21 protein-coding genes are annotated in these 22970 nt (G+C 46.2%); 13 read left to right on the top strand and 8 right to left on the bottom strand.

Annotated elements, in window-relative coordinates:
• Window positions 1-4: 4 nt before the first annotated feature.
• A complete protein-coding gene (gene fadB / locus ACZ5XY_RS07145; protein WP_464740271.1) occupies window positions 5-2164 on the bottom strand; it encodes a fatty acid oxidation complex subunit alpha FadB in 2160 nt (719 codons plus the stop codon).
• Window positions 2165-2618: 454 nt separating this feature from the next.
• Between fadB and ACZ5XY_RS07140 the strand changes: the two genes are divergently transcribed.
• The 4 genes from ACZ5XY_RS07140 (at window position 2619) to ACZ5XY_RS07125 (ending at window position 5614) form a co-directional block, all read left to right on the top strand.
• Window positions 2619-3659, top strand: coding sequence for a polyprenyl synthetase family protein (locus ACZ5XY_RS07140; RefSeq protein ID WP_464740269.1), 1041 nt, complete (start codon window positions 2619-2621; stop codon window positions 3657-3659).
• Between the two features lie 81 nt (window positions 3660-3740).
• Window positions 3741-4559, top strand: coding sequence for a DUF72 domain-containing protein (locus ACZ5XY_RS07135; protein WP_464740267.1), 819 nt, complete (start codon window positions 3741-3743; stop codon window positions 4557-4559).
• A gap of 27 nt (window positions 4560-4586) precedes the next feature.
• Window positions 4587-4976 (top strand): hypothetical protein, encoded by a 390-nt coding sequence (locus ACZ5XY_RS07130; protein WP_464740265.1) that lies wholly within the window; start codon window positions 4587-4589, stop codon window positions 4974-4976.
• Window positions 4977-5041: 65 nt separating this feature from the next.
• Window positions 5042-5614, top strand: coding sequence for a hypothetical protein (locus ACZ5XY_RS07125; protein WP_464740263.1), 573 nt, complete (start codon window positions 5042-5044; stop codon window positions 5612-5614).
• Window positions 5615-5673: 59 nt separating this feature from the next.
• Here the strand turns inward: ACZ5XY_RS07125 and ACZ5XY_RS07120 are convergent, their stop codons facing one another.
• The gene (locus ACZ5XY_RS07120; RefSeq protein ID WP_201533606.1) at window positions 5674-6303 is read right to left on the bottom strand and encodes a superoxide dismutase; all 630 of its coding nucleotides are present in this window, start codon (window positions 6301-6303) and stop codon (window positions 5674-5676) included.
• 417 nt (window positions 6304-6720) lie between these two features.
• Between ACZ5XY_RS07120 and rdgB the strand changes: the two genes are divergently transcribed.
• The 5 genes from rdgB (at window position 6721) to ACZ5XY_RS07095 (ending at window position 12799) form a co-directional block, all read left to right on the top strand.
• Window positions 6721-7386 (top strand): RdgB/HAM1 family non-canonical purine NTP pyrophosphatase, encoded by a 666-nt coding sequence (gene rdgB, locus ACZ5XY_RS07115; RefSeq protein ID WP_464740261.1) that lies wholly within the window; start codon window positions 6721-6723, stop codon window positions 7384-7386.
• Window positions 7387-7573: 187 nt separating this feature from the next.
• Window positions 7574-8908, top strand: coding sequence for a trigger factor (tig, locus tag ACZ5XY_RS07110; RefSeq protein ID WP_464740259.1), 1335 nt, complete (start codon window positions 7574-7576; stop codon window positions 8906-8908).
• Window positions 8909-9236: 328 nt separating this feature from the next.
• Entirely contained in the window at window positions 9237-9815 is a 579-nt protein-coding gene (gene clpP / locus ACZ5XY_RS07105) for an ATP-dependent Clp endopeptidase proteolytic subunit ClpP (protein ID WP_464743813.1), read from the top strand.
• 168 nt (window positions 9816-9983) lie between these two features.
• On the top strand, window positions 9984-11261 hold the full coding sequence (clpX, locus tag ACZ5XY_RS07100; RefSeq protein ID WP_464740257.1) for an ATP-dependent protease ATP-binding subunit ClpX: 1278 nt from the start codon (window positions 9984-9986) through the stop codon (window positions 11259-11261).
• A gap of 560 nt (window positions 11262-11821) precedes the next feature.
• Complete coding sequence (locus tag ACZ5XY_RS07095; protein ID WP_464740255.1) at window positions 11822-12799, top strand: c-type cytochrome; 978 nt, start codon at window positions 11822-11824, stop codon at window positions 12797-12799.
• A gap of 96 nt (window positions 12800-12895) precedes the next feature.
• Here the strand turns inward: ACZ5XY_RS07095 and ACZ5XY_RS07090 are convergent, their stop codons facing one another.
• From ACZ5XY_RS07090 to argS, 3 genes are all read right to left on the bottom strand, one after another.
• Window positions 12896-13987, bottom strand: coding sequence for a PTS sugar transporter subunit IIC (locus tag ACZ5XY_RS07090; protein ID WP_464740253.1), 1092 nt, complete (start codon window positions 13985-13987; stop codon window positions 12896-12898).
• Window positions 13988-14077: 90 nt separating this feature from the next.
• The gene (locus ACZ5XY_RS07085) at window positions 14078-14896 is read right to left on the bottom strand and encodes an SPOR domain-containing protein (protein ID WP_464740251.1); all 819 of its coding nucleotides are present in this window, start codon (window positions 14894-14896) and stop codon (window positions 14078-14080) included.
• A 154-nt stretch (window positions 14897-15050) separates the two neighbouring features.
• A complete protein-coding gene (gene argS, locus ACZ5XY_RS07080; protein WP_464740249.1) occupies window positions 15051-16880 on the bottom strand; it encodes an arginine--tRNA ligase in 1830 nt (609 codons plus the stop codon).
• Between the two features lie 286 nt (window positions 16881-17166).
• Here argS and ACZ5XY_RS07075 point away from each other — a divergent pair, with 286 nt between their 5' ends.
• On the top strand, window positions 17167-17385 hold the full coding sequence (locus ACZ5XY_RS07075) for a DUF2788 domain-containing protein (RefSeq protein ID WP_201533622.1): 219 nt from the start codon (window positions 17167-17169) through the stop codon (window positions 17383-17385).
• A 90-nt stretch (window positions 17386-17475) separates the two neighbouring features.
• On the opposite strand, the gene cmoB is transcribed toward ACZ5XY_RS07075, so the two are convergent.
• Together cmoB and cmoA are read right to left on the bottom strand one after the other, a co-directional pair.
• Entirely contained in the window at window positions 17476-18495 is a 1020-nt protein-coding gene (gene cmoB, locus ACZ5XY_RS07070) for a tRNA 5-methoxyuridine(34)/uridine 5-oxyacetic acid(34) synthase CmoB (RefSeq protein ID WP_464740247.1), read from the bottom strand.
• A gap of 51 nt (window positions 18496-18546) precedes the next feature.
• Window positions 18547-19320 (bottom strand): carboxy-S-adenosyl-L-methionine synthase CmoA, encoded by a 774-nt coding sequence (cmoA, locus tag ACZ5XY_RS07065; protein WP_464740245.1) that lies wholly within the window; start codon window positions 19318-19320, stop codon window positions 18547-18549.
• A 121-nt stretch (window positions 19321-19441) separates the two neighbouring features.
• Here cmoA and msrA point away from each other — a divergent pair, with 121 nt between their 5' ends.
• The 3 genes from msrA (at window position 19442) to ACZ5XY_RS07050 (ending at window position 22461) form a co-directional block, all read left to right on the top strand.
• Window positions 19442-19963, top strand: coding sequence for a peptide-methionine (S)-S-oxide reductase MsrA (msrA, locus tag ACZ5XY_RS07060; protein ID WP_464740243.1), 522 nt, complete (start codon window positions 19442-19444; stop codon window positions 19961-19963).
• 184 nt (window positions 19964-20147) lie between these two features.
• Window positions 20148-20819 carry a thiopurine S-methyltransferase gene (gene tmpT / locus ACZ5XY_RS07055; RefSeq protein ID WP_464740241.1) on the top strand — a complete coding sequence of 224 codons (672 nt, stop codon included), beginning with the start codon at window positions 20148-20150 and terminating at the stop codon, window positions 20817-20819.
• A gap of 205 nt (window positions 20820-21024) precedes the next feature.
• Window positions 21025-22461: a lytic murein transglycosylase gene (locus tag ACZ5XY_RS07050; protein ID WP_464740239.1), complete on the top strand. Its 1437-nt coding sequence runs from the start codon at window positions 21025-21027 to the stop codon at window positions 22459-22461.
• Window positions 22462-22554: 93 nt separating this feature from the next.
• On the opposite strand, the gene ACZ5XY_RS07045 is transcribed toward ACZ5XY_RS07050, so the two are convergent.
• On the bottom strand, window positions 22555-22842 hold the full coding sequence (locus ACZ5XY_RS07045; RefSeq protein ID WP_464740237.1) for a hypothetical protein: 288 nt from the start codon (window positions 22840-22842) through the stop codon (window positions 22555-22557).
• Window positions 22843-22970: the final 128 nt, after the last annotated feature.

Genomic DNA, 22970 nt, shown 5'->3' with positions numbered 1-22970 from the left:
CAAATTAAGCCACTGGATAAAAGGTTTCACCATTAGCTGCCATCTCGCGGATTTTTTGCGGGGCTTCATAAGCTTTGCCCAAATGCGCGTATTTTTCGCAAAGCTCAAGGTAGTTTTTCACGCCCATTTGGTCGATATAGCGGCAAGGACCCCCGCGGAACGGCGGGAAACCAACGCCCATAATCATTGCCATATCGGCTTCCGCTGGCGTTGCGACAATATTGTCTTCAAGGCAGCGAACGGTTTCGTTACAGAACGCTAGCATCATCCGGTCAATGATGGTTTGGTCGTCAAACGCTTGCTTATCGCTGTCGGTGGTGGCTTTTAACAGCTCATAAGTGACGTCATCAGCAAGCTTGCTTGGCTTACCGCGCTTGTCGGTTTCATATTTATAAAAGCCTACGCCATTTTTTTGACCCAAGCGGTTGTTTTCAAAAAGTGCTTGAATTGCGCCTTTATAATCCGGCTTCATGCGGTCAGGATAGCCTTCTGCCATGACTTCCGCGCCATGAACGCCGGTGTCAAGACCAACCACATCAATCAAATAGGCAGGTCCCATTGGCCAGCCAAATCTTTCCATAACGCGGTCAACGTGAACAAAATCCGCGCCTTGTTTAAGCAGCAAATCAAACGCGCCAAAGTACGGGAACAATACGCGGTTCACCAAAAACCCAGGACAGTCATTGACAACAACGGGGACTTTGCCCATTTTGGTAGCAAGGGCTACCGTTGTGGCGATGGCTTCTTCAGACGACTTTTCGCCGCGGATGACTTCAACGAGCGGCATTTTGTGAACGGGGTTAAAAAAGTGCATGCCCACAAAGTTTTCAGGGCGCTGCAAAACTTCCGCTAAATACGTGATGGAAATGGTCGAGGTGTTCGATGCCAAAATGCAGTTGTCTTTGACCAAGCCTTCGACTTCTTTTAACACCGCATGTTTGACTTTTGGATTTTCAACGACCGCTTCAATGACGATGTCGGTATCGCCAAAATCGCCGTAGTTCAGCGTTGGGCGAATGTGGCTGAGCGTTTGCCCCATTTGGGTAGCGTTGATTTTACCGCGGTCAACGAGTTTGCCAAGCAATTTACTGGCTTCGTTCATCCCTAAATCAAGCTGCTCAGCTTTGATGTCTTTCATGATAATTGGCAAGCCTTTACTCGCCGCCTGATAAGCAATGCCGCCGCCCATGATGCCAGCGCCCAAAACAGCCGCTTCATTAATGTCATGAGCTTGCTTGCTGTGTTTTTTAGCAAGTTTTTTAACGAGTTGGTCATTTAAAAATAAACCAACCAAGCTTTCCGCTTGCGGGGTTTTAGCGGCTTTGGCAAATCCTGCTGCTTCAACGGCAATGGCTTTATCACGCGGCAGATTGACGTGCTTTTCCATCGCCTCTATTGCTAAGGCAGGCGCAGGATATTGTTTTGGATTAGCTTTGGCAAAAATCATCCCTTTGGCGCTGTTAAACGCCATGGTTTGTTCAAGCGGGTTCAATTTCACCGGATTGATTTTTTCATCATGGCGCGCTTGCCAATCAAGCTCGCCTGAGATACATTTTTTCACCAAATCAATCGCCGCATCTTGCAAGTCATCATTTGGAACGGTGGCGTCAACCAAACCAAGCTTTAACGCATCCAGCGGCTTTTTGGGCGTTCCGGTGGCAATCAGCTCAAGCGCGTTATCAATACCAATTAAGCGCGTGGTGCGAACCGTTCCACCAAAGCCGGGGAAAATGCCAAGCTGAGTTTCCGGCAGTCCAATAATCGCCTTGTCACCCATCACGCGGTAATCACAAACAAGGGTCATCTCGCAGCCGCCGCCAAGCGCTGCGCCATTAATCGCGGCAACTTTTGGAAACGGCAAATCTTCAAAGCGGTTAAAGCTGTCATTGATTTCAATCAGCCAATTTTTAATATCGTCCTCAGGCTGCTTAAATGAGGCAACAAATTCGGTAATGTCCGCGCCTGCGATAAACACGCTTTTGCCTGAGGTGACAATCAACCCTTTAACCGCATCATTATTTTCAAGGGCGCTGACCGCCTCGCTAAATTGCTGGTTGGTCTCTTTATCAAACTTATTGACGCTCTCGCCTTGTGCGTCGTAATGCATGTTGGCAATGCCATCCTCCAGCATACTGACGGTGATGCGGTTTCCTTGATAAATCATGTCCGGCTCCTTGATTGTGAACGTTGTTTTTTTAACGTGTTATAAAATTTATTATAAAAATTGATGAAATTAAAATTTGACCATTGAGCAAAAATTAGTGCCCTTTGCCAAACGGTTTTGCGCAATTAGTGTAGAAGATTGCGCCGCCTGCTGTCATAAGCCAATCCAAACTCATAAGTCATGACTGATTAGTCATTTCCTGAAAAGGTTAAGTTGTGGCAAAAAAAGCAAAATTTTGCTCAGCAATTATCAAATCATAATCAGGGCACAAGTTAAACCGCCAATACGTAACCAAATCCTAAGGCGTATTATTGAGCGTCCAAAATCACCGAGAAACAACCGATTGTCACGCGCCATAAACCAAGCCGAGCCTTGCCGCGCGCTATCATGCTACAATTAACGGTGATAAGTTATGCCCCATTTTTAAGCTTTTCTTTTTAAGGTTGCCCCCTTTATGAGCGCTTTAGCTGCCCCGCGATTTGCCCCGTTCACCTCATTTTTAGACTTTCAGCGTCAGCTGCAACTGCAAATTGCCGCAGATTTGGACGCCCTTTTTGCAGCAACCGATTTGCCAAGCCCGCTAATTGACGCTTGCCGCTACGTGATGAGCAATCAAGGCAAATTGGTGCGACCGCTGCTTGTTGCCGCCGCTTTTATCAGCACCAGTCACGAAGACAGCTTTGAGACGCCAGACCTAAGCACCGACCAAATCAAGAACGCAAATGATGCTGAAACTGAGCTATTAAACGAAGTCAATGAGCAGTTAGAAATCCAAAGCCACTTTGATATGTGCCGCCGCGCTGCCCTTGCCGTTGAGCTTTTACATACTTATTCGCTTGTTCATGATGACTTGCCGTGTATGGACGATGACGCGCTGCGCCGTGGTCAGCCCACCGCTCATGTGGCGTTTGACGAGGCAACCGCGCTGCTGGCAGGCGACGTGCTGCAAACGCTTGCTTTTGAAGTATTAACCATTAAGCTGCCTAATTTTGCGCCGTTTAATCCGCTGATAGCCGGTGAGCTTTTAGCCGTTTTTGCCCCGCGAGCGCGGCGAATGGTAGCAGGTCAAATGCTGGATTTAAATGCCGAAGCCAAAGCGAATGTCAGCCAAACCGAGCTTGAAGCCATCCACGGCGACAAAACCGGCGCACTCATTGAAGCCGCCATGCTCATGGGCGCAATTTGCGGTAACGCCACCGCTCCTGAGCGCATTGCCCTGCAAGATTGCGCGCAACATATCGGTCTTGCCTTTCAAGTTCAAGACGACATTTTGGACGTCACTATGAGCACCGACGCGCTTGGCAAACCTGCCGGCAGCGATGAAAAATTGGACAAATCCACTTACGTAAAACTCATGGGAATTGAGGCAGCAAGTAACTACGCGCAAAGATTATTTGACCAAGGTCGCCAAGCCATTACCACCACTTTAAAAGACAATCCGAACCATAAAGCGCTACTTGAACTTATCGACTGGCTTTGGGCGCGGCAAAAATAACTAACAGGCTGATTTTGACAATTATTAAAAAAAAGAATCATAAAAAAATAACGCGAAATAAGAAAAAATCAAGGATGAGCCATGACTGATAATAAAAAACCTACCGTTTATCTTGGCACGGGCGGCTACAGCGACACCGATTTATTAGGAGCGCTGTATCCCACTGGAACGAAAAAAACCGACTTTTTAAAAGAGTACGCCAAGCATTACGGCGCGGTTGAAGTGAACAGCACCTTTTACGCGCCCATCGGTCAAAAAGCCTTTGCAGGCATGGTTGACAAAGCTTACAACCAAGCCGGAAGTCAGCTTAAATTTGCCGTCAAACTGCACCAAGATTTCACCCACGCCCGCAAAGGCACAGCAGCGCACGCCGAAGCTTTTTTAAAGGCGCTTTCGCCGCTTGTGGACGCCGATGCCTTAGCGCCGCTACTTTTGCAGTTTCCGCACGGCTTTGACCGCAACCAAGCCAACCGCTTGTATCTTAGCGAGCTCGTTAGTTGGTTTTCAGGCTATCCGCTTGCGATTGAGTTTCGTCATAACAGTTGGCACACGCCGCAAGTGGTGGACAGCTTTGTCAAGCAAGGGCTGATTTGGTGCAGCGTGGATTATCCTGACGTGTCGGGGCTGCCGCCCTCACGGCTGATTTTCACAAGCCGGACGGGCTATTTGCGGATGCATGGCAACAATCTAAACTGGTGGGATGCTATGAGCGCAAGCGACCGTCACGACTATCGCTATACTGAGGCGGAAATGCAGGACTGGGCGCAAGCGATTGACAATCAGCGTCAGCATTTTGATACGCTTTTCGTGTTTTTTCAAAATACGGTCAACGCGCATTCGTACTATAATATTAAGATGCTCAAAGCAGCGCTTGAGGGGTTTGGGATTGAGGTGTTGTGATTTACAAACTAAAAAATAAGGTAATATATGAAAATTAGAAATGTATATTTAACTTTTGCGATTTTAGCTATCTCTATGACGGCAAGTGCCGTTGTATATCATGACAGAGCGGCTAGCTGTTACCTGTTCAAAGATAATAAACTGCTAAAAAAAGGCGTTTGTTTGATTTCATCAGAAAGCGGCTATGGTGAATCTCACATTGAACTATCCTTTGAAGGAAAAAATTATAAGATTTATGAGAATGGAAGAAACGATCCTACTATAACTAAATTAAACAATATACGCGCTAAAGTCTATTATCGTGACCCGCGATACCATAATATTATGACGCCAAAGCCTAAAGATGAAGAGATCATGTATTGTCATAAGTCGAAAGATATTGATATATGCTATGCCGACTTCATCCAAAATTTTTGATTAAGGCATTTGATTATAAATATATATTTATAATAAATATTAATCGTCGAGAAGAAAAAAATACTATGTATCCTGAAATTGTAAAAATTAATGTTGATTCAGAAATCGATAATTTTAAGAAGAATATCTATAGAATATTAAGATGCTTCAATGATATTGAAGCGGAAGCTCAGGAAAAGAAGAAATCATATTTAGATAAAAGATCAAAAGCATTTGATCCTGACCTAGACGATGATGCGCTCATAGAAGAAGGCGCTTATTTTGCTGAAATCAACCATATATCTACTGAGAAATTGTTAAAGGAAAATTTTTTAAACTCTTCTGCCATTACAATATTTCATACTTTTGAAAAACAAAAAAAGATAGTGTTAGGTTCAGACAAAACTAATATATTAAAACCAAAACTTGCTAAAAACGGTCATGTTTTGGACTCCTGTAAAGATTGGCTGATCTTAAATAAGGAGTTAAGACAAATTGCGAATGCAATTAAGCATGGTTTGGATAGTAAATCTGGATTACAAGTTAAAAAAAATTTTCCTAATCTTATTAAAAACGGAAATATTGCTTTAACTGAAAGCGATGTCGATGGCTATATTGAAGCTTGGAAAAACTTTTGGTCAAAAACTTTGGGAAGTTAACAAAACCAAAAAAAGACGCCTCTCAGCGTCTTTTTTTAAATCAATCATAAGCTTAAAGATTACTCTTCAACGCCTGCGTCTTGACCTTTGTATTTTGCGTTCGCGTAGTCCCAGTTCACAAGCTTATCAAGGAACGTGTCCACGTAGTCAGGACGACGGTTGCGATAGTCGATGTAGTACGCATGTTCCCAAACGTCACAAGTCAATACTGCAACTTTACCATGCGCCATTGGCGTGTCAGCGTTGGCAGTTTTCATGATGGACAATTTGCCGCCTTCAGTGTCCGCAACCAACCAAGCCCAACCTGAACCAAACTGAGAAACCGCAGCAGTTTTGAACTCATCGCGGAATTTGTCGTAGCTACCAAAGGCTTCTTCGATTTTGCCTTTTAAGTCGCCCGTTGGCTCGCCGCCGCCGTTGTTTGGCGTCATGCAGTTCCAATAAAACGTGTGGTTCCAAACTTGAGCGGCTTGGTTAAAGATGTTTTGGGTGCTGTCATCTTTAGCAGTAGCTTTGATGATCTCAGGCAACGTTTTACCTTCAAGACCTGATCCTGGAAGCAATTCGTTAAGTTTGTTCACATAAGCGGCGTGGTGCTTGTCGTGATGGTATTCAAGCGTCTCAGCGCTGATGTTTGGCTCTAAAGCGTCCTTGGCGTAAGGCAAATCTGGCAGTTTAATCTGTGACATATTATTATATCCTTTGCTGGTTTAGCCGATTGGATTGCAAAGTGCAATCCTCACCGCAACAGAACCTCTTTTTTTTGACGCCAAAAAAGATATCCTATTGGGCTAAAGTGGCTGAGTGTGGGTAAAATTGGGCAAGCGTTCGCCCCGAGGCTATTATCAGTCATTGGCATTAAAAACACAATAAAAGTCATCACAGCATTCAAACTGTTAATCTTTTATTGAGGACTGATAAGTAGTAATTCACTATAAACTTGTTGCTTATTATAGCAAAGCCAAGCTTTAATATCCGTTACCGTATGTTATAGATACTATTGCATTTTTCAATGATTATGATTGATATTACCAATTAGGCTATCAAACCTCATGCTATCAAAATAAATTTTGCTAAAATAAGTTAAAATTGACTTTGAGAATTTTATGACCAATACAAACCCTGTTTTAACGCCAAACCCATCCAACTCAAGCCAATGGGCGCCAAATTGGGTGCTTGCCAGCAACAATAAAGGCAAATTGAGCGAGTTTCAGCGCTTATTTTCTGAGGCAAATTTAAACGTCGAAATCATTCCGCAAGGTCAGCTTGGCATTCTTGACGCCATTGAGGACGGACTAAGCTTTGTCGAAAATGCCATTATCAAAGCCCGTCACGCCAGCCGTGAAAGCGGACTTCCTGCCATTGCTGACGACTCTGGGCTTTGCGTTCCGATATTAAAAAACGCGCCGGGGATTTATTCGGCGCGATTTGCAGGCGAGCACGGCAATGACGCCAAAAACAACGCCAAATTGCTTGATGAGCTTACCCCACTTCGCACGCAAACTGATGCCCCTATTAAAGGCATGTTTGTTTGCGTATTAGCTATGGTTCAGCACGCCGACGATCCCTTACCGATTATTGCCGAAGGGCTTTGGCAGGGGGAAATTTTGGATGCGCCTTTTGGCGAGGGCGGCTTTGGTTATGACCCGCTGTTTTGGTTGCCGGAATTACAGCAAAGCGCGGCAAGCCTTAGCATGACCGACAAAAACCAAATCAGCCATCGCGGTCAAGCGATTGCACGATTGCTTGAACAAATAAATTCGCGAGTTTAAGCGCTAACTTTTAAGTGCCAGCCTAGGCGCAATTTTGCAGGGATTAGTTTTTACTTTGATTAGTAGATAGATTATACTGACCTACTTTTAAATTTTTATTACAATACTGACTTTATTACCCTAAGTTTTAGTATCCCAAAACTGGCATCCGCGAATGCCAACCCATTATCCTAAAGGTGCAACCAACATGGCAACAGATTTACAAGTGACGACCAACAAGCTGAACAACAAAGAAACTCAGCTGACCGTCAAAGTCCCTGTCGAAAAAATCCAAAAACAAGTGGAAAGCCGAATCAGCCAAGTGGCAAAAACGGCTAAAATCGACGGCTTCCGTAAAGGCAAAGTCCCAATGTCTCACATCCGCGCCCAATACGGCGCTGGCATTCAGCAAGAAGTCATTAATGACGTGATCCGTGACACCGTTTTTGAAGCCATCAAAGAAGAGGACATCCGCGCCGTTGGCATGCCAAATATCGATGATGTAAAACTTGAAGACGAGTTTTTGGTGTATCAAGCCACCGTTGAAATCTTCCCAGAAATCGACGTTCAAGGCGTCAGCGACATCGAAGTTGAGCGTCAAAGCGCTAAGGTGAGCGATGAAGACGTTGACACTATGATTGAAAATCTGCAAAAGCAGCGCCAAGAATTTGCTGAAAAAGACGGCGCAGCAGATGACGGCGACCAAGTCATTTTTGACTTTGAAGGCTCAATCGACGGTGAAAAATTTGAAGGTGGCTCTGCGGAAGACTTCAAATTGGTGCTTGGCAGCAATCAGATGATTCCAGGATTTGAAGATGGCATCAAAGGCATGAAAGCGGGCGACGAAAAAACCATCGATGTGACCTTCCCTGAAGATTACCAAGCAGAAAACTTAGCGGGCAAACAAGCGCAATTTAAAATCAACGTGAAAAAAGTTGAAGAATCAAAATTGCCTGAAATCAACGATGAGTTTTTAGAACTTTTCGGCGTAAAAGAGGGCGGCGTTGATAAGCTCAAAGCCGACGTTCGCAAAAACATGGAACGCGAAATCAAAAACGCCGCTCGCAACCAAGTTAAGCAAGCCGCTTTTGACGCCCTTCTTGAAAAAAATGAATTTGACGTTCCAAGCGCGATGCTTGAGCAAGAAATCGACCGTCAGCGCAACATGATGATGCAGCGCTTTGCTCAGCAATTTGGTGCCGCTGCCGACAGCTTTAACAAAGACATGCTGCCAAACGAGCTGTTTGAAGACCAAGCCCTTCGCGCCGCTCGCCTTGGTATTATTGTCGCGCGCCTTATCGATACCAACAACTTTGAAGTGGATCAAGACCGCGTTGAAGCCTTCATCAAAGAAGCCGCTGAAAACTACGAAGACCCAGAAGAAGTTATCGAATACTACACCAATGACAAGCAGCAACGCGCTAACATTGAGTCAGTGGTATTAGAAGACCAAGTGGTTGATTATTTAATCGCTCAAGGCAAAGTCACTGACAAAGAAGTCAGCTACCAAGACCTACTTGCCGCTCAGCAGCAAGCGATGTAATCAAAGCTAGGTTTTAAAAAAATGCCCTGACTTGTTGTTGGGGCATTTTTCTTCAAGCAATTAAAAATAACGCAGGAGCTTGGCGAAATTTGTAGCAAAATTGCTAAATTTGCCGCTCAATTACGCTTCAAGTCTTGATAATTCATACCAAACGCCTTATTAATAGGTCACTTAATTTTTATTTTGGCGCTTGCTTCCAATAATTTTATTTTTTCGTTAAAAGTTTATTTTTTAGGATATTTTTATGACCGATTATGATCGTATCACGTCAAATCCGCATTTTGAGACCGTTCTTAACGCCATTCCTGCCAAAAACGCGTTAGTTCCTATGGTCGTTGAGCAGTCCTCTCGCGGCGAGCGCTCATTTGATATTTTCTCACGCCTGCTTCGCGAGCGCGTCATCTTTTTGACCGGCGAAGTTGAAGACAATATGGCAAATTTGATTGTCGCTCAGCTTTTATTTTTGGAAGCAGAAAACCCCGACAAAGACATCCATTTATATATCAACTCCCCTGGCGGCGTGGTGACGGCGGGAATGGCAATTTATGACACCATGAATTTTATCAAGCCTGACGTGTCAACCATTTGCTTAGGTCAAGCGGCATCGATGGGGTCGTTTTTGTTATCGGCAGGCGCCAAAGGCAAACGCTACGCCCTTGCCAACTCGCGCGTGATGATTCATCAGCCGTTAGGCGGCTTTCGCGGTCAAGCCTCCGACATCGAAATCCATGCCCGCGAAATCATCGAATTAAAAGCCAAACTCAACCGCTTATTGGCTGAGCATACCGGTCAACCGGTTGAGCGCTTAGAAAAAGACACTGACCGCGATAACTTTATGAGCGCCGCTGCTGCCAAAGCTTACGGTCTTGTCGATGAAGTGCTTGAGCGCCGCCCTGAAGGGTTATAATTTTGGCTTTTGACTCCGACCTTTATTTAACCATGCCAATCATCCAACAATGATAACTATCTTAACAATGATAGCTATGACCATCAAAGTGCCGTCACTGCGCTTTGATGCGTTACATTGACCACCCAATTAGCGTAAACCCTGCGTGAACATTTAGGAGCGCCGTTTATGGCCGATGACAACACTCCCCACTGCTCGTTTTGCGGCAAGGCCAAAAATGAAGTCAAACAACTCATTGCCGCCGATGATGCCAATATTTGTAACGAATGTATCGAACTTTGCACCGATTTGATCGCCGATAGCGACCGTGACAGCGACTTTTTAGACGAGGATATTGACACCTCTTGGGTCAATAAAAAACTGCCTACCCCAAAAGAGCTTCGCGCCCATTTAGATGAGTACGTCATCGGTCAAGATGCCGCCAAAAAGGCGCTTGCCGTTGCCGTTTATAACCACTATAAACGCCTAAAAGTGAGCCAAAAGTTTGCCCAAGACAGCAAAAAAGCCAAAATCGGCGCCGATGACGCCATGGTTGAATTGGCAAAAAGTAATATTTTGCTGATTGGTCCGACAGGGTCAGGTAAAACGCTACTGGCGCAAACCCTTGCTCGCCTTTTGGATGTGCCATTTGCTATGGCGGATGCCACCACCTTAACCGAAGCCGGTTACGTGGGTGAAGACGTTGAAAATATCGTTCAAAAGCTACTGCAAGCGTCAGATTATGACGTCAGTAAAGCCGAACAAGGCATCATTTATATTGATGAAATCGATAAAATCAGCAAAAAAGGCGACAATCCATCCATCACCCGTGACGTGTCAGGCGAAGGCGTTCAGCAAGCGCTGCTCAAGCTGATTGAAGGCACGGTTGCTGCCATTCCACCGCACGGCGGTCGCAAGCACCCGCAGCAAGAGCTGATTCAAGTTGATACCAGCAATATTTTGATTATCGTTGGCGGCGCGTTTGCAGGGCTTGATAAAATCATTCAGCAGCGCACTGAAAAAACCGGCATTGGCTTTAACGCTGCCGTCAGCTCAAAAGACGACAGCCGCAAAAGCTCAGACTTATTTAAAGAAGTTGAGCCGGAAGATTTAATCAAATTTGGCTTAATTCCTGAGCTGATTGGTCGATTGCCAGTCATTGCGGCTTTAGAAGAACTTGATGAAGCGGCGCTGATGCAGATTTTAACCGAGCCAAAAAATGCTTTGGTTAAGCAATACCGCTACTTGTTTGAAATGGAAGGCGCGGCGATTGATTTCACCGAAGATGCGCTCAAAGCCATTGCCAAACAAGCCATGGCACGTAAAACCGGCGCCCGTGGTCTGCGCTCCATCGTTGAAAATGCGCTGCTTGATACCATGTATGAAATCCCCTCCATGGAAGGCATCACCACGGTTACCGTTGACGAGGCGGTCATCAACGACGGCAAAACGCCTAAAATCGCTTAAAAAATGTGTTACAATTCCCCGCCGAGCGTTTAAGCCCTCTTGCTTAAGCGTTCACTCAAAACTTAATAGTGCTGATAACCTACTTGCGCCCTATGAAAAACATAGGGGTGCTTGGCGGTTATTTTTTTAATTTTTGTAGAATAGGTTTTTTTGATAGTTCAGCTGGGATTCACTGAAGGCGGCGCGGTTGGTCGCCCTATTTTTGTCGTTCCTAAATTACTGAGCAGTATTGAGCGGTTAGCGGTCGCCGCGTCGTTACGTGAATTAATACTTGATGGCAGATTGATAACATTTAGCATTGCCGTGCTTGCTATAATGTTATTAAAAATAAAGGCGGTTCTATAGCAAGCTTAGCCACGTTGGGTTTTTATCTTCTTAAGATGCCATTAAAAATCCAAGCAGCCATAGCTTTTGACCCTTATCAATGATGACTAATGGTTTGCGGTAAAGTTTGTGGCGATAGCTGCCAGTTAATTTTGAGCTGCAATTAGGGATGCTGCCGGATAAGTTATCATATTAAAACCCTTTTACATATTATTTTTCATTATAAGGATATGCTCATGAAAACATTTTTAACCGCCAAAACAACCTTGGCTTCCGCGATGCTTATAGCAGCGGCGGCAACGGGAATGGCAGGCTGTAGCAATGATAAAGACGTAAAAGCTACCGACCGCGTTAGCGAGGCGGAGGCCATTGCTCGGGTTCAAGATTTGGAAGCGCGGGCGGCGCAGCTTGAGGGCAACGCCCCTGCTCCTGCAGCCAGTGGCGAGGCAGCAGCGCCTGCAACAGGTGGTAGCGCTGAAATTAAAATGCCCGATGAGTCAACGATTCCTGATGATGAAACCGGTGAAGCCATCCGCCGCGGCATGCAGATTGCCAACCACACTTATAAAGAACTTCCAGATTATGTGGGCAACCGGCTTAACTGCACCAGTTGCCACTTAGGAAACGGCTCAGAAGCATTTGCCGCGCCTTGGAATGGCATGTCAGGAATTTATCCGATTTATCGCTCGCGCGCTGGTCGGGTCAACTCCATTCAAGAGCGGATTAATGGCTGTTTTCAGCGCTCGATGAACGGCAAGCCTTTACCGCTTGACTCCGACGACATGAATGCAATGGTGGCTTATATGAATTGGCTGTCACAAGGCTTACCGATGGGCGTATCCCCTGAAGGTCGCGGCTTTGTGAAAATTGACAAGTCGCTTACCCCTAACGAGGATAACGGCAAAAAGCTGTTTGCTGAAAAATGCTCGGTTTGTCACGGTGCGAACGGCGAAGGTCAGTATAATGAAGATGGCTCATACACTTATCCTGCGGTTGCCGGTGAGGACTCATTCAACGATGGCGCAGGAATGGCGCGAACTTATACCGCAGCGGCCTTTATTAAAGGTAAAATGCCGTTTGGTCAAGGTAACACCCTAACTGACCAAGAAGCGGTGGACATTGCGCAGTACTTTACCCACTTGCCAAGACCCGTCAAAGCCAATAAAGACAAAGACTGGCCAAATGGCGATGCGCCAAAAGATGCTCGAAAATAAGCGTTTATTAGTAAAAATTTACCGTTAAAAAAATCCCAACTGCTTTACTTAAGTGGTTGGGAGGTTTATTTCAGCTTTAAAAAAATAAAAAAAACGCTAAGGCAGCTTCATATCGCCATCAACAATCAGCCCCATTCGGCGCATGATAAATGCGACTCCCCAAGCAATGATGGCAGGCAGCACAAACATCAGTAAAATAATCGCTGACCACAGCTGCAAAGGGCTCATGATATCTTTTGAGGCGTCAATCACCCCAAAAACGCCCACCAGTCCTGCCGTTCCCATGCCCGCACCCGTTGCGGTACAAGCTAAGTTAAAGCCGACCGTTGCAATAGGACCAACCACCGCGCTTGCAATCACTGCCGGTAATAAAATAATGGGCTTTTTAAAGACGTTGGGGATTTGCAGCATACTGGTGCCAAGACCTTGCGAGATAACGCCACTTGCACCGTTATCTTTAAAGCTTGCCGCCGCAAAGCCGACCATGTGCGCTGCGCAGCCAACGACCGCTGCCCCGCCAGCAACGCCGCCAAGACCAATGGCAATACAAATGGCTGCGCTTGACGTTGGTAGGGTTAGCAGCAATCCAACGACAACAGCAATAACAATCCCCATAAGCAGCGGCTGCAATGCCGTTGCGGCTTGGATACCATGACCAATGGCGTCAATGGCAGCAACGACCGGCGGATTTAAAACCGCGCAAACCGCAAGCGCCACCACGCAAACGGTCAGCGGAATGAGCAAAATATCCAATTTCGTTTTTCCGGCAATCAAGCTTCCGGCGCGATAGGCAAAAACGGCGGCTAAATAGGCGCCAATGGGATTGCCCGGAACGGCGGCAAAGGTTGCAGGCGCGTTCTCTTGAGCAATAAATAACGACCCTGCCATGAGCGCTTCAGAATGCGCGCCCAGCATCCCTGCCACCAAGCAGCTTAAAATCACTAACGTTGGCGCTTTTAAATAATAAGCAATCCCCGCGCCAATGCCAGCACCCATCAACACGGATGCCAATTTGCCAACCGCAACGAGCACCGGCAGATGAACCCAGCCGCCAATTTGCGAGATGATAAGCCCTGCAATTAAGGTGACAAACAGCCCAAGTGCCATTCCGGTAAAGGCATCGATAAAGTATTTTTGAAAAAACGCTTTGAGGGTCAAGCGCGCCTCGGCTGCTGCAAGTTGACTCATAATGTCCGCTCACCATCCATTGGAAAATCGCCCGTTAAATAATTTAGTCAAATTTGAAAAAAGCGCCATCATGGACGCTTTTTTAAACCGTTATCGGCGCTGCTCGACGATGATGGAATCAATGCCGTTATTTTGCAATCGCTGCTGAGCCCCTGAAACGGCTTTGCGGTTGTCCATCGGTCTTGATACCACTTGATAAATCGGCTCGCCATTGGCGGTTTTATTTTTTACCACTTTAGCATCAACCCCTGCCATCAACACTTGAGCGCGGCGGCGGTCAGCTTCATCGGCATTGCTAAAGCTGTTGATTTGCAAAATATAAGTTGCTGCAGGAGCGCTTCGCTGAATGCTTGCGCCGGTGGCTTCTGCGCCTGAGCGGTTTTGATTGGCGGCAGGAGTTGGGGCATTGCCATTTTGATTGTTTTGGCTTGGCGACCCTTCATAGGTGGAGTTTTCTTCAATAATCACAATGTCGTCATCGCCGCTTACCGCAGGCTCTCGGTTTTGGCTTGAGTCATTATTAGCGCCTGCCTGAGCATTGTTATTGTCTTGCGCTTGCGTGCTGTTGTCCTCGCGCGGCTGAACCACCACCACATCAGGCTCAAACGGATTGCTTGAGGGCGCTTTACTGGGGTCTAAAATATTTTCATCGGGAATGGTTGCCATTTCTTGATTGGGCAAAATGTCATAAAACTCATAATCGCCGTCATCTTGGTTTGTTGCCACTTTAGGCTGAACTTGCCGTTCAGGTTCCGCCGTTGCCGCCGGTTTAAAATCAAACAGCGGCGACAAATACAAAAACACCCCAATCATTAAGGTCAAAACCGCGCCCACAAACATCCATAACAGTCCTGATGCGCTACTCGGCTGGCGCTTGGCGGTGGCACCTTTGGGTTTTTTGGCTAACATAACATCTTCTCCCTCGCGAGTCGATAAATCAGGACATATAAATCGGCGCTATAGTAGCAAGACTTTGCGCAAGTTATCGTAAGCTTTGGTATATGACGGCAAAAACCCCAAATCCCAATCCCAACCGCGCAAAAATCAAGCGTTATAAAAGCGGCTACATGCTTTCAGGAGCGCTCAATCCTAAAAGTTGTAAGCCATTGGCAAGTACCTGCGACACCGCTTTTGACAAGCGCAGTCGAGCTTGCATGAGTTTTAACTCCTCATCACTTGGGGCATCATTTTGGCTCAGTGCCATCGGCAAAATGCGGTTGCTGTCGTACCAACCGTGAAATAAGGCGGCAAGCTCTTTTAAATAGTTGGTTAAAATGTGCGGCTCATAACCCGTTGCAGCGCGGCGAATGGTGGCAGGATACGCGGCGAGCAGTTTAATCAGCGCCTCTTCATTAGCGGCGGTCAATCGTGATTCCTCAGCTTTGCCCATAGCGTCATCAACGCTTAAACCAAAGCTTGCCACTTTTTCAAACAGTCGGCAATTGCGAGCATGGGCGTACTGAATGTAGTACACCAAGTTGTCTTTACTTTGCGATTTTGCCAATTCTAAGTCAAAATCAACGTGAACTTCCGGCTTTCTTGCCACGTAATAAAAACGCGCCGCATCATTGCCCACCTCTTCGCGCAATTCGCGTAAGGTGACAAAGCTTCCTGAGCGCGAGGACATCTGAACTTTTTGATCACCGCGCCAAAGGGCAACAAACTGAACCAAAACCACATCCAATTTATCATCATCAATGCCAAGGGCTTTGAGCGCTGCTTTCACACGTGGAACGTAGCCGTGGTGGTCAGCGCCCCAAACATTGACCACTTTATCAAAACCGCGGTCAAAGTTGTCTTTATGATAGGCAATATCGGAAGCAAAATAAGTGGTTTGACCGTTGGCGCGGCGAACCACGCGGTCTTTTTCATCGCCAAACTCGGTTGATTTAAACCACGTATTGCCGTCTTTTTCGTACAAATAACCGTTGGCATCAAGCTCGGCAAGTACCGGCGCAATTTTATCTTCAATTGATTTTTCGCTAAACCAGCATTCAAAATGAACGCCAAACTCACCCAAATCGTCTTTAATGTCCGCCAAAATGCTTGACAGCGCCGCGTTTAAAAACAGCGCGTAGCCTTCGCCTAGCAGCGCTTTACTGTTGGCAATCAACCCGTCAATATGAGCTTCTTTATCGCCCGACAACAGCACTTTTTCACCGGTAACGCTCACTTCAAACACCGCATCATCAGCAACGCCGCCGGCAACGTCGCTAAACGGATGGACGTAGCTAGCGCCGTGCTGATTTTTTAAAGTTTGGGCAATATCGGTAACATAATCGCCTTGGTAGCCATTGCTTGGAAATTTGATTTGCTCGCCGTTTAACTCTAAATAGCGCAAATAAGTGCTCGTTGCCAAAATATCCATCTGCCGACCGGCGTCATTGACGTAATACTCGCGGGTGACGTCATAGCCAATGGCTTCAAGCAAATTGGCAACGCTCATGCCGATAGCTGCGCCGCGGCCGTGACCGACGTGAAGGCTTGACGTTGGGTTGGCTGATACAAACTCCACCTGAACGCGCTTGCCGGCAAACTCATCGCTAAGCCCAAAGCGCTCTTTTTTGGCTAAAATGTCATCAAGAACCGCAAATTTGGCGTCTGAATTTAAAAATACGTTAATAAATCCGGGGCCTGCGATTTCAACTTGGCGGATGTCGCTGTTCTCAGGGAGGGCGTCAACGATTTTTTGCGCAAGCGCTCGCGGGTTGGTTTTCGCAGCTTTTGCCGCGACAAGCGCAATGTTACTGGCAAAATCGCCGTGACTTGGGTCGCGCGTTCGGGTAATCTGACCGCTGTTGTCAAAATCCGGCGGCAACTCGCCTTGCTCTTTTAACGTTTGGGTTGCCTGCAAAATTAGCGCGGCTAAGGTGTCGATTTGGGATTGGGACATAACAATTGCACTCAAAAAATAAAAATTGGCAAAAAGCGGATAACTGATAAATATAACAAGCTTTAGTCGCCATTGCACCCATTAGCGCTGCCTTGAGACCGTTTTTTTGCGAAAAAAATTTATTTTGCGGGCGTTAAGCAAGTATCAAGCAGCATTGACCGACCTATCATTGTAGCGTTTCGGTTGCCCAAGCGTTTTGTTCGTTTATAGTAAAGGCGCTTTGGGCGTATAATTAACGTCACTTCAAAGCTTATTGGTTTAAATATCACAAAATTAAGGAGATGCTATGTTTGCCATTGCCGCAAGTACGGTAACCAGTTGGGGACTTTATGTCCTTTTGCCTATTTTTATTGCGTTTTTATTTTTTATTATTTGGGATTTGTCCAAAAAATCTGAAGCCGGTCGCGCCGGCACGTTTTGGATGTTTTTAGCGTTAGGGGCAGGGTTTATTGGTTTTATCTTAAAGGTGCTGATTGAAGAAGGCTTTAAGCGCTGGTTTATTTAAAATTAAGATAAGATTGCAGCGCTTAGCCGCTTTCAAACTTTCTAAGCGTTCATCGCGGTCGTCAATACTCGTTATATTTATGGTGACCTATCATTTTTTTGCAATGAAGGTGGCGCGTTTGGGCGCAGGATAACCTTCAATGGTTTTGCTTAAATCATTGGGGTCTAAAAAGTCCTCAAGTGAATGGTAGGTCATCCAGTCCGTTTTGCGCTGCTCCTCAAGGCTTGTGACCGCCACATCAACGCAGCGAACCTCGCTAAATCCTGCTTTTTTAAGCCAAAGCGTGAGGGCTGCAATCGACGGCAAAAAATAAACGTTGTTCATTTGCGCGTAACGGTCACTTGGCACTAAAACGGTGGTCTCATCACCATCAACCACAAGAGTTTCAAGCACCAACTCACCACCTTTCACCAACTGACCCTTTAATTGCTGCAAATGCTCAAACGGTGAGGCTCGGTGATACAAAACGCCCATGCTAAAGACGGTATCAAACAGCTGACTTTGCTCAGGAAGCGCCTCAAGCGGCACGGGGATATAATGAGTTCGAAAGCCGTCTTTATCACCGATAAAATGCCGAATCGCCATAAATTGATGGTAAAACAAGCACGACGGGTCAATGATAATCACCGTTTTGGCGCCAAGTCCTGCCATTCGCCAGCCGTGGTAGCCTGAGCCGCCGCCGACGTCCAAAATGCGCCGATTTTCAAGGTTGGATAAATGCGGGGCAACGCGCTGCCATTTAAAATCGCTGCGCCATTCGGTATCGATAAAGAGTTGCGTCTCATCAGAACCGATTAAAAAAGGCCCTTTTCGCCATGGCGCAAGCTTTTTTAATAAGGCTTCAGTTTGCTTAAACTCCGCTTGAGTAAAGCAAACTTCAATTTGCAGATTGTCCGAATCAAGCGCGACTTTGTTAGCAGCAATTTTTGGCAATTTATTGATAACGGCTTGATATTCGGGCGCATGGGCGTAGTTATTTTTATCTTTAATATCGCCGAGCCAATCGGGAAGCAATTTGAGCCACTCAAAAGCTTTGGGGTGGTATTTTGCCAAATTAAGCAAGGTTAAATAAAGCTCGCGCTCGGCGCTGATGATGGTGTCAGAACTCATAAAAAACCGTGATTGTTGAACAATAAAAAAATGAAAAAGTTAGAAAATTAGTTAAGCTTTAAAAGCAATCATTGAGGCAAAATTTAAAAACTGAAACCATGTTAACTGGCGCTCAAATCCCGCCATGTTTAAGCGCTGATGATGCTCGTCAATGGTATCCGTGATTAATACGTTCTCTAAAGCATTGCGTTTGCCGCTGATTTCAAGCTCGCTGTAGCCATTAGCGCGTTTAAAATCATAATAGCGCTCAATCAGCCAAGCATCAAATTGCTCATCTAAGGCGTGGGTTTTTTCGGTTAAAATCAAAATCCCGCCGCTGTCTAACGCGTTATAAATTTTGGTCAATAGTGCCAAGCGGTCATCTTTGGGCAAAAACTGCAGCGTTAAATTTAAAATGACCACATCGCAAGGCTCAAAATTAATCTCACGAACGTCTTGGGTGATGACCTCAATATCATGCTCAGGGAAATGCTCGTCAAGCACTGCTTTGGCTTTTTGGGTCATCGCAGGGGAGATATCGACCGCCCTGATTTGCAAATCGCTCGGCGCAAAGTCACTTGCCAGCGCCATACTTGCCGCCCCAAGTGAGCAGCCCAAATCATAAACGCGGCTGACCCGAAGTCCTGCCGCATTTTGCTGATTAAACTTGGCATGACGGCGAACAAAAATAGGCAGCATCGCCAAAACTTGACCGTAACCGGGGACACTTCGGCGAATCATGTCCGGAAAACACGCCACCACTTGCTCATCAAACGAAAACCGCGCCGCTTTATCAAGGGGCGTGGTGAATAAGGTATCCAGTCCGGCTTGGGAAGTCGTGGTCATGGCAGCACTCTTTAACTTAGCAAAAGCGCATTATAACATTACTGTTTGTGACAATAGCGGCGCAATTAGGCTGATAAGCTAATCAAAACGCGTTTTTTACTGTGAATCAAAAGGATAACTTATGCAAACCATTATCTTAGGCGGTGGCTGCTTTTGGTGCACCGAATCGGTTTTTTTAAATTTAAAAGGTGTTGAGTCGGTCGTTTCAGGCTACATGGGCGGGGAGGCAGCAACGGCAAATTATCAAGCGGTTTGTGGTGGTGATACCGGTCACATTGAGGTGATTAAAGTCACTTTTGATGACACCGTGATTCCGCTTGAAATCATCCTTGATGCCTTTTTCACCACTCACGACCCAACGACCCGCGACCGCCAAGGCAACGATGTTGGCAGTCAATACCGAAGCGTGGTGTTTTATACCGATGACGACCAAAAACCAACGGTTGACCGCGTGATTAATGAGCTTCGCGATGGCGACATAAACGTAGTGACCGAGGTTCATCCGGCAAGTCAGTTTTATGAGGCCGAGGATTATCATCAAGACTTTTATAATAAAAACCCCAATCAAGCCTATTGCAACTTTTCTATCCCGCCCAAGCTTGCCAAATTGCGACAGTCGCTTGGTCAGTATATGACCAGTTAAGGCGGTTTTGGTTCAACCCTTCTTATATTTCTAAAACTTAGCCTCCTAAAACTTAGATTCCCAAAAGCGGTTGCCTATTTTTAAACCTTTGCGCCGCTTTTGGGTTTATTTTTTAAGCCATATGGGTCATGATAAGGGCTTTGAATAGGTTATGACATAAGCGTTTTATCATCAAGGCGGTATTATGAATCCTGAATTTTGGCAATCGCGTTGGCAAACCGGTCGCATTGGCTTTAACCAAGAAGCGCCCAACCCGTTATTAATCAAGTATTTTGAAACGTTGCGACTGAGCGTTGGCAGTCGAGTGTTTGTACCATTTTGCGGCAAGTCGGTGGATATGATTTGGCTTGCTGAGCAAGGCTTTCACGTGGTTGGGGCTGAGCTTGTTGAAGAAGCGGTACTGGCATTTTTTCAAGAAAATAAGCTTGATTTTACCGTGACCCCGCACCTTTATCATTCAAGCATTCGCTTTTATCGCAGCAAAATCAATAAGCAAAGCATCACCATTATCACCGGCGATATGTTTGCGCTTACCGATAAGAATTTGGGCGAAATTGACGGTGTTTATGACCGAGCTGCCCTTATTGCCTTACCCAAAGACATGCGCGAGGCGTATAGCTCTCAAATCCAAGCGCTCACTCAAAACGCGCCGCAGTTGATTCTTACCTTAAATTATGACCAAAGCGCTTTTGAAGGTCCGCCATTTTCCGTAACCCCGAAGCAAATTTTAGACTATTATCAACATCGTTATGTGATTAAGAAGATTTTTAATGCCGCCTCAACATTAAACGCTGCCCCAGAGCTTGCGGTGACAGAGCAGGCTTGGCTGCTGTGCCCAAAACCTGAGGTCGAGTAAACCAAATACGCCAGCGCACGCCCATCATCTTACGGCAATCTGATTGAACGTCCGCTTATAGTAAGAAGATGTGCAATTTTCTTTTAATTGTTGAAATTATTCGTTACCCTAGCAGTCATAATGACAACTAAAGCTAAAATCAACGCCGAATTATCAGCTTAATTTTGCAATTAACAAGAAAAAGGGTCACTTGAGGTCAAAATTTATGAATCGCACCACCTTTTATCAAAGCCTAACCGTAGCTGCAGGACTGATGTTAGCGGCTACCAGTCAAGCCGCTGAGGCGCCCAATTTATCCAACAGCGAGCTTCAGCAGTGTTTAACTACCCTTAAAAACTCCAGTCAGTTTCGCGGGGTGAGCGCGGCAACCTTTGAGCGCTATCGCCCAAGCAATCCTGACCCAAGCGTCATTCAATCGCTGAACTATCAGCCTGAATTTCAAAAGGACGTTTGGGATTACTTATCCTCGCTTGTCGATAAAGAGCGCGTTGAAGATGGCATTCGCGCTAAGCGTCAATGGTCGGACGTGCTGCGTCAGATTGAGTCGCGTTACGGGGTCAAAGCGGAGCACGTGCTAGGCGTTTGGGGCGTTGAATCCAACTTCGGGCAAACGCTTGGCAAAAAGCCGTTGTTTGAGTCGCTTGCCACCTTATCTTGTTTTGACCGCCGCCAAAGCTATTTTCGCGGTGAGTTTGCCAACGCCCTAAAAATCGTGCAAAACGGCGACATTAACGCCAGTGACATGACCGGCTCTTGGGCAGGCGCATTTGGGCAAACGCAGTTTATGCCAAGCACCTTTTTAGAATTGGCAGTTGATTTTGATGGTGACGGTCGCCGTGATTTGGTCAATAGCGTTCCGGACGCCCTTGCTTCTACTGCCAATTTCTTAGCAAAACGCGGCTACAAATCCGGCGAGCCTTGGGGCTATGAAGTCAAACTCCCAAGCGGCTATTGGGCAGCGTCCAATCGTAAAGATAAAAAATCGATAAGCCACTGGCGCGACCAAGGCTTAACGCTTGCGAACGGTAGCCCATTGCCTTATGACCTAAGCAGCGCCGGATTGTTATTGCCTGCCGGAAAAGATGGTCCTGCGTTTTTGGTTGGCAAAAACTTTGATACCTTCTACTCTTATAACGCCTCAGAAAATTACGCCTTAGCCATTGCTCATTTGTCCGACTTAATCACTCGCGAGGACAGCTCAAAGACTGACTTTATTACTGCTTGGCCAACCGATGACCCTGGCATCAGCCGTCAAGAAGCCAAAGACATTCAGCAAGCGCTATTAAACGCCGGCTACGATATCGGCGCGGTTGATGGCATTATCGGTGACAATACGCGAAAAGCCATTAGAGAATATCAAGCCAGTCGCGGCATTTTCCCCGCCGATGGTCGCGCCGGCAAAAAGTTTTATAACCAAATCGCTGCCAACAAAGCCGCGCAAGCGCCTGTATCATCATCCACCGACCGCATCGGGCAACTGATTTTACAGCAAGCGCCCAAACCCTCTAGCACTCCTACCTATAGCCCCAATGCAACGCCAACGAAGATTGCGCCATCCGCCCAAGTTGGCAATGCCCGTTATCGCCGAATGGCAGGCGCGGACGGCGTGGTGCGCCTCGTTCGGGTAGATGAGGGTCAATAGTTGAGTTAACCGCAATAAAAAACCACGCTTATGAGCGTGGTTTTTTTATTTTAAAGCAACTGGATTTAGAAACCCAGATAACCGTTTTAGGGTTTAAACAAACGGCGGCGGAATGGGCTTACCGTTGTCGCCATCCCAATTTTCGCGCGCCTTTTCGTCTAAATCCGCAGGCGTTTTGTGCTCCCATTTGCCATTTTCACGCCACGTGGCATCGCCCCAATCCTCGTCTTCTTTGGCATCCCAATCGTTATAGGTCTTACTTGGGTCAAGACCGCGCCGCTTCATATCCGCCACTTGCTCTTCTAGCGTATGAAACTGCTCCGTGTCGTGCATGGTTCTTTCAAGGGCTTCCAGTTCTTGCAATTTTTTTTGGTCTGTCATGGTTGACTCCTTTAGCTCTTATAATTATGTCTATAACTGTGTCGTTATTATAATTGGCAGTTATCTTATTATTGCCCAAAGGGTTTGCCATGACAGTAGCAGTTTTATTACAAATCGTAGTTTAAACG

Source organism: Psychrobacter sp. GTC18467 (assembly GCF_055397455.1).
This window is presented reverse-complemented; position numbering and strand designations above follow the sequence as displayed.

Bases quoted from the DNA above. Each gene is read 5' to 3' on its own strand.
- fadB (WP_464740271.1), bottom strand. From the start codon at position 2,164: ATGATTTATCAAGGAAACCGCATCACCGTCAGTATGCTGGAGGATGGC.
- ACZ5XY_RS07140 (WP_464740269.1), top strand. From the start codon at position 2,619: ATGAGCGCTTTAGCTGCCCCGCGATTTGCCCCGTTCACCTCATTTTTA.
- ACZ5XY_RS07135 (WP_464740267.1), top strand. From the start codon at position 3,741: ATGACTGATAATAAAAAACCTACCGTTTATCTTGGCACGGGCGGCTAC.
- ACZ5XY_RS07130 (WP_464740265.1), top strand. From the start codon at position 4,587: ATGAAAATTAGAAATGTATATTTAACTTTTGCGATTTTAGCTATCTCT.
- ACZ5XY_RS07125 (WP_464740263.1), top strand. From the start codon at position 5,042: ATGTATCCTGAAATTGTAAAAATTAATGTTGATTCAGAAATCGATAAT.
- ACZ5XY_RS07120 (WP_201533606.1), bottom strand. From the start codon at position 6,303: ATGTCACAGATTAAACTGCCAGATTTGCCTTACGCCAAGGACGCTTTA.
- rdgB (WP_464740261.1), top strand. From the start codon at position 6,721: ATGACCAATACAAACCCTGTTTTAACGCCAAACCCATCCAACTCAAGC.
- tig (WP_464740259.1), top strand. From the start codon at position 7,574: ATGGCAACAGATTTACAAGTGACGACCAACAAGCTGAACAACAAAGAA.
- clpP (WP_464743813.1), top strand. From the start codon at position 9,237: ATGGTCGTTGAGCAGTCCTCTCGCGGCGAGCGCTCATTTGATATTTTC.
- clpX (WP_464740257.1), top strand. From the start codon at position 9,984: ATGGCCGATGACAACACTCCCCACTGCTCGTTTTGCGGCAAGGCCAAA.
- ACZ5XY_RS07095 (WP_464740255.1), top strand. From the start codon at position 11,822: ATGAAAACATTTTTAACCGCCAAAACAACCTTGGCTTCCGCGATGCTT.
- ACZ5XY_RS07090 (WP_464740253.1), bottom strand. From the start codon at position 13,987: ATGAGTCAACTTGCAGCAGCCGAGGCGCGCTTGACCCTCAAAGCGTTT.
- ACZ5XY_RS07085 (WP_464740251.1), bottom strand. From the start codon at position 14,896: ATGTTAGCCAAAAAACCCAAAGGTGCCACCGCCAAGCGCCAGCCGAGT.
- argS (WP_464740249.1), bottom strand. From the start codon at position 16,880: ATGTCCCAATCCCAAATCGACACCTTAGCCGCGCTAATTTTGCAGGCA.
- ACZ5XY_RS07075 (WP_201533622.1), top strand. From the start codon at position 17,167: ATGTTTGCCATTGCCGCAAGTACGGTAACCAGTTGGGGACTTTATGTC.
- cmoB (WP_464740247.1), bottom strand. From the start codon at position 18,495: ATGAGTTCTGACACCATCATCAGCGCCGAGCGCGAGCTTTATTTAACC.
- cmoA (WP_464740245.1), bottom strand. From the start codon at position 19,320: ATGACCACGACTTCCCAAGCCGGACTGGATACCTTATTCACCACGCCC.
- msrA (WP_464740243.1), top strand. From the start codon at position 19,442: ATGCAAACCATTATCTTAGGCGGTGGCTGCTTTTGGTGCACCGAATCG.
- tmpT (WP_464740241.1), top strand. From the start codon at position 20,148: ATGAATCCTGAATTTTGGCAATCGCGTTGGCAAACCGGTCGCATTGGC.
- ACZ5XY_RS07050 (WP_464740239.1), top strand. From the start codon at position 21,025: ATGAATCGCACCACCTTTTATCAAAGCCTAACCGTAGCTGCAGGACTG.
- ACZ5XY_RS07045 (WP_464740237.1), bottom strand. From the start codon at position 22,842: ATGACAGACCAAAAAAAATTGCAAGAACTGGAAGCCCTTGAAAGAACC.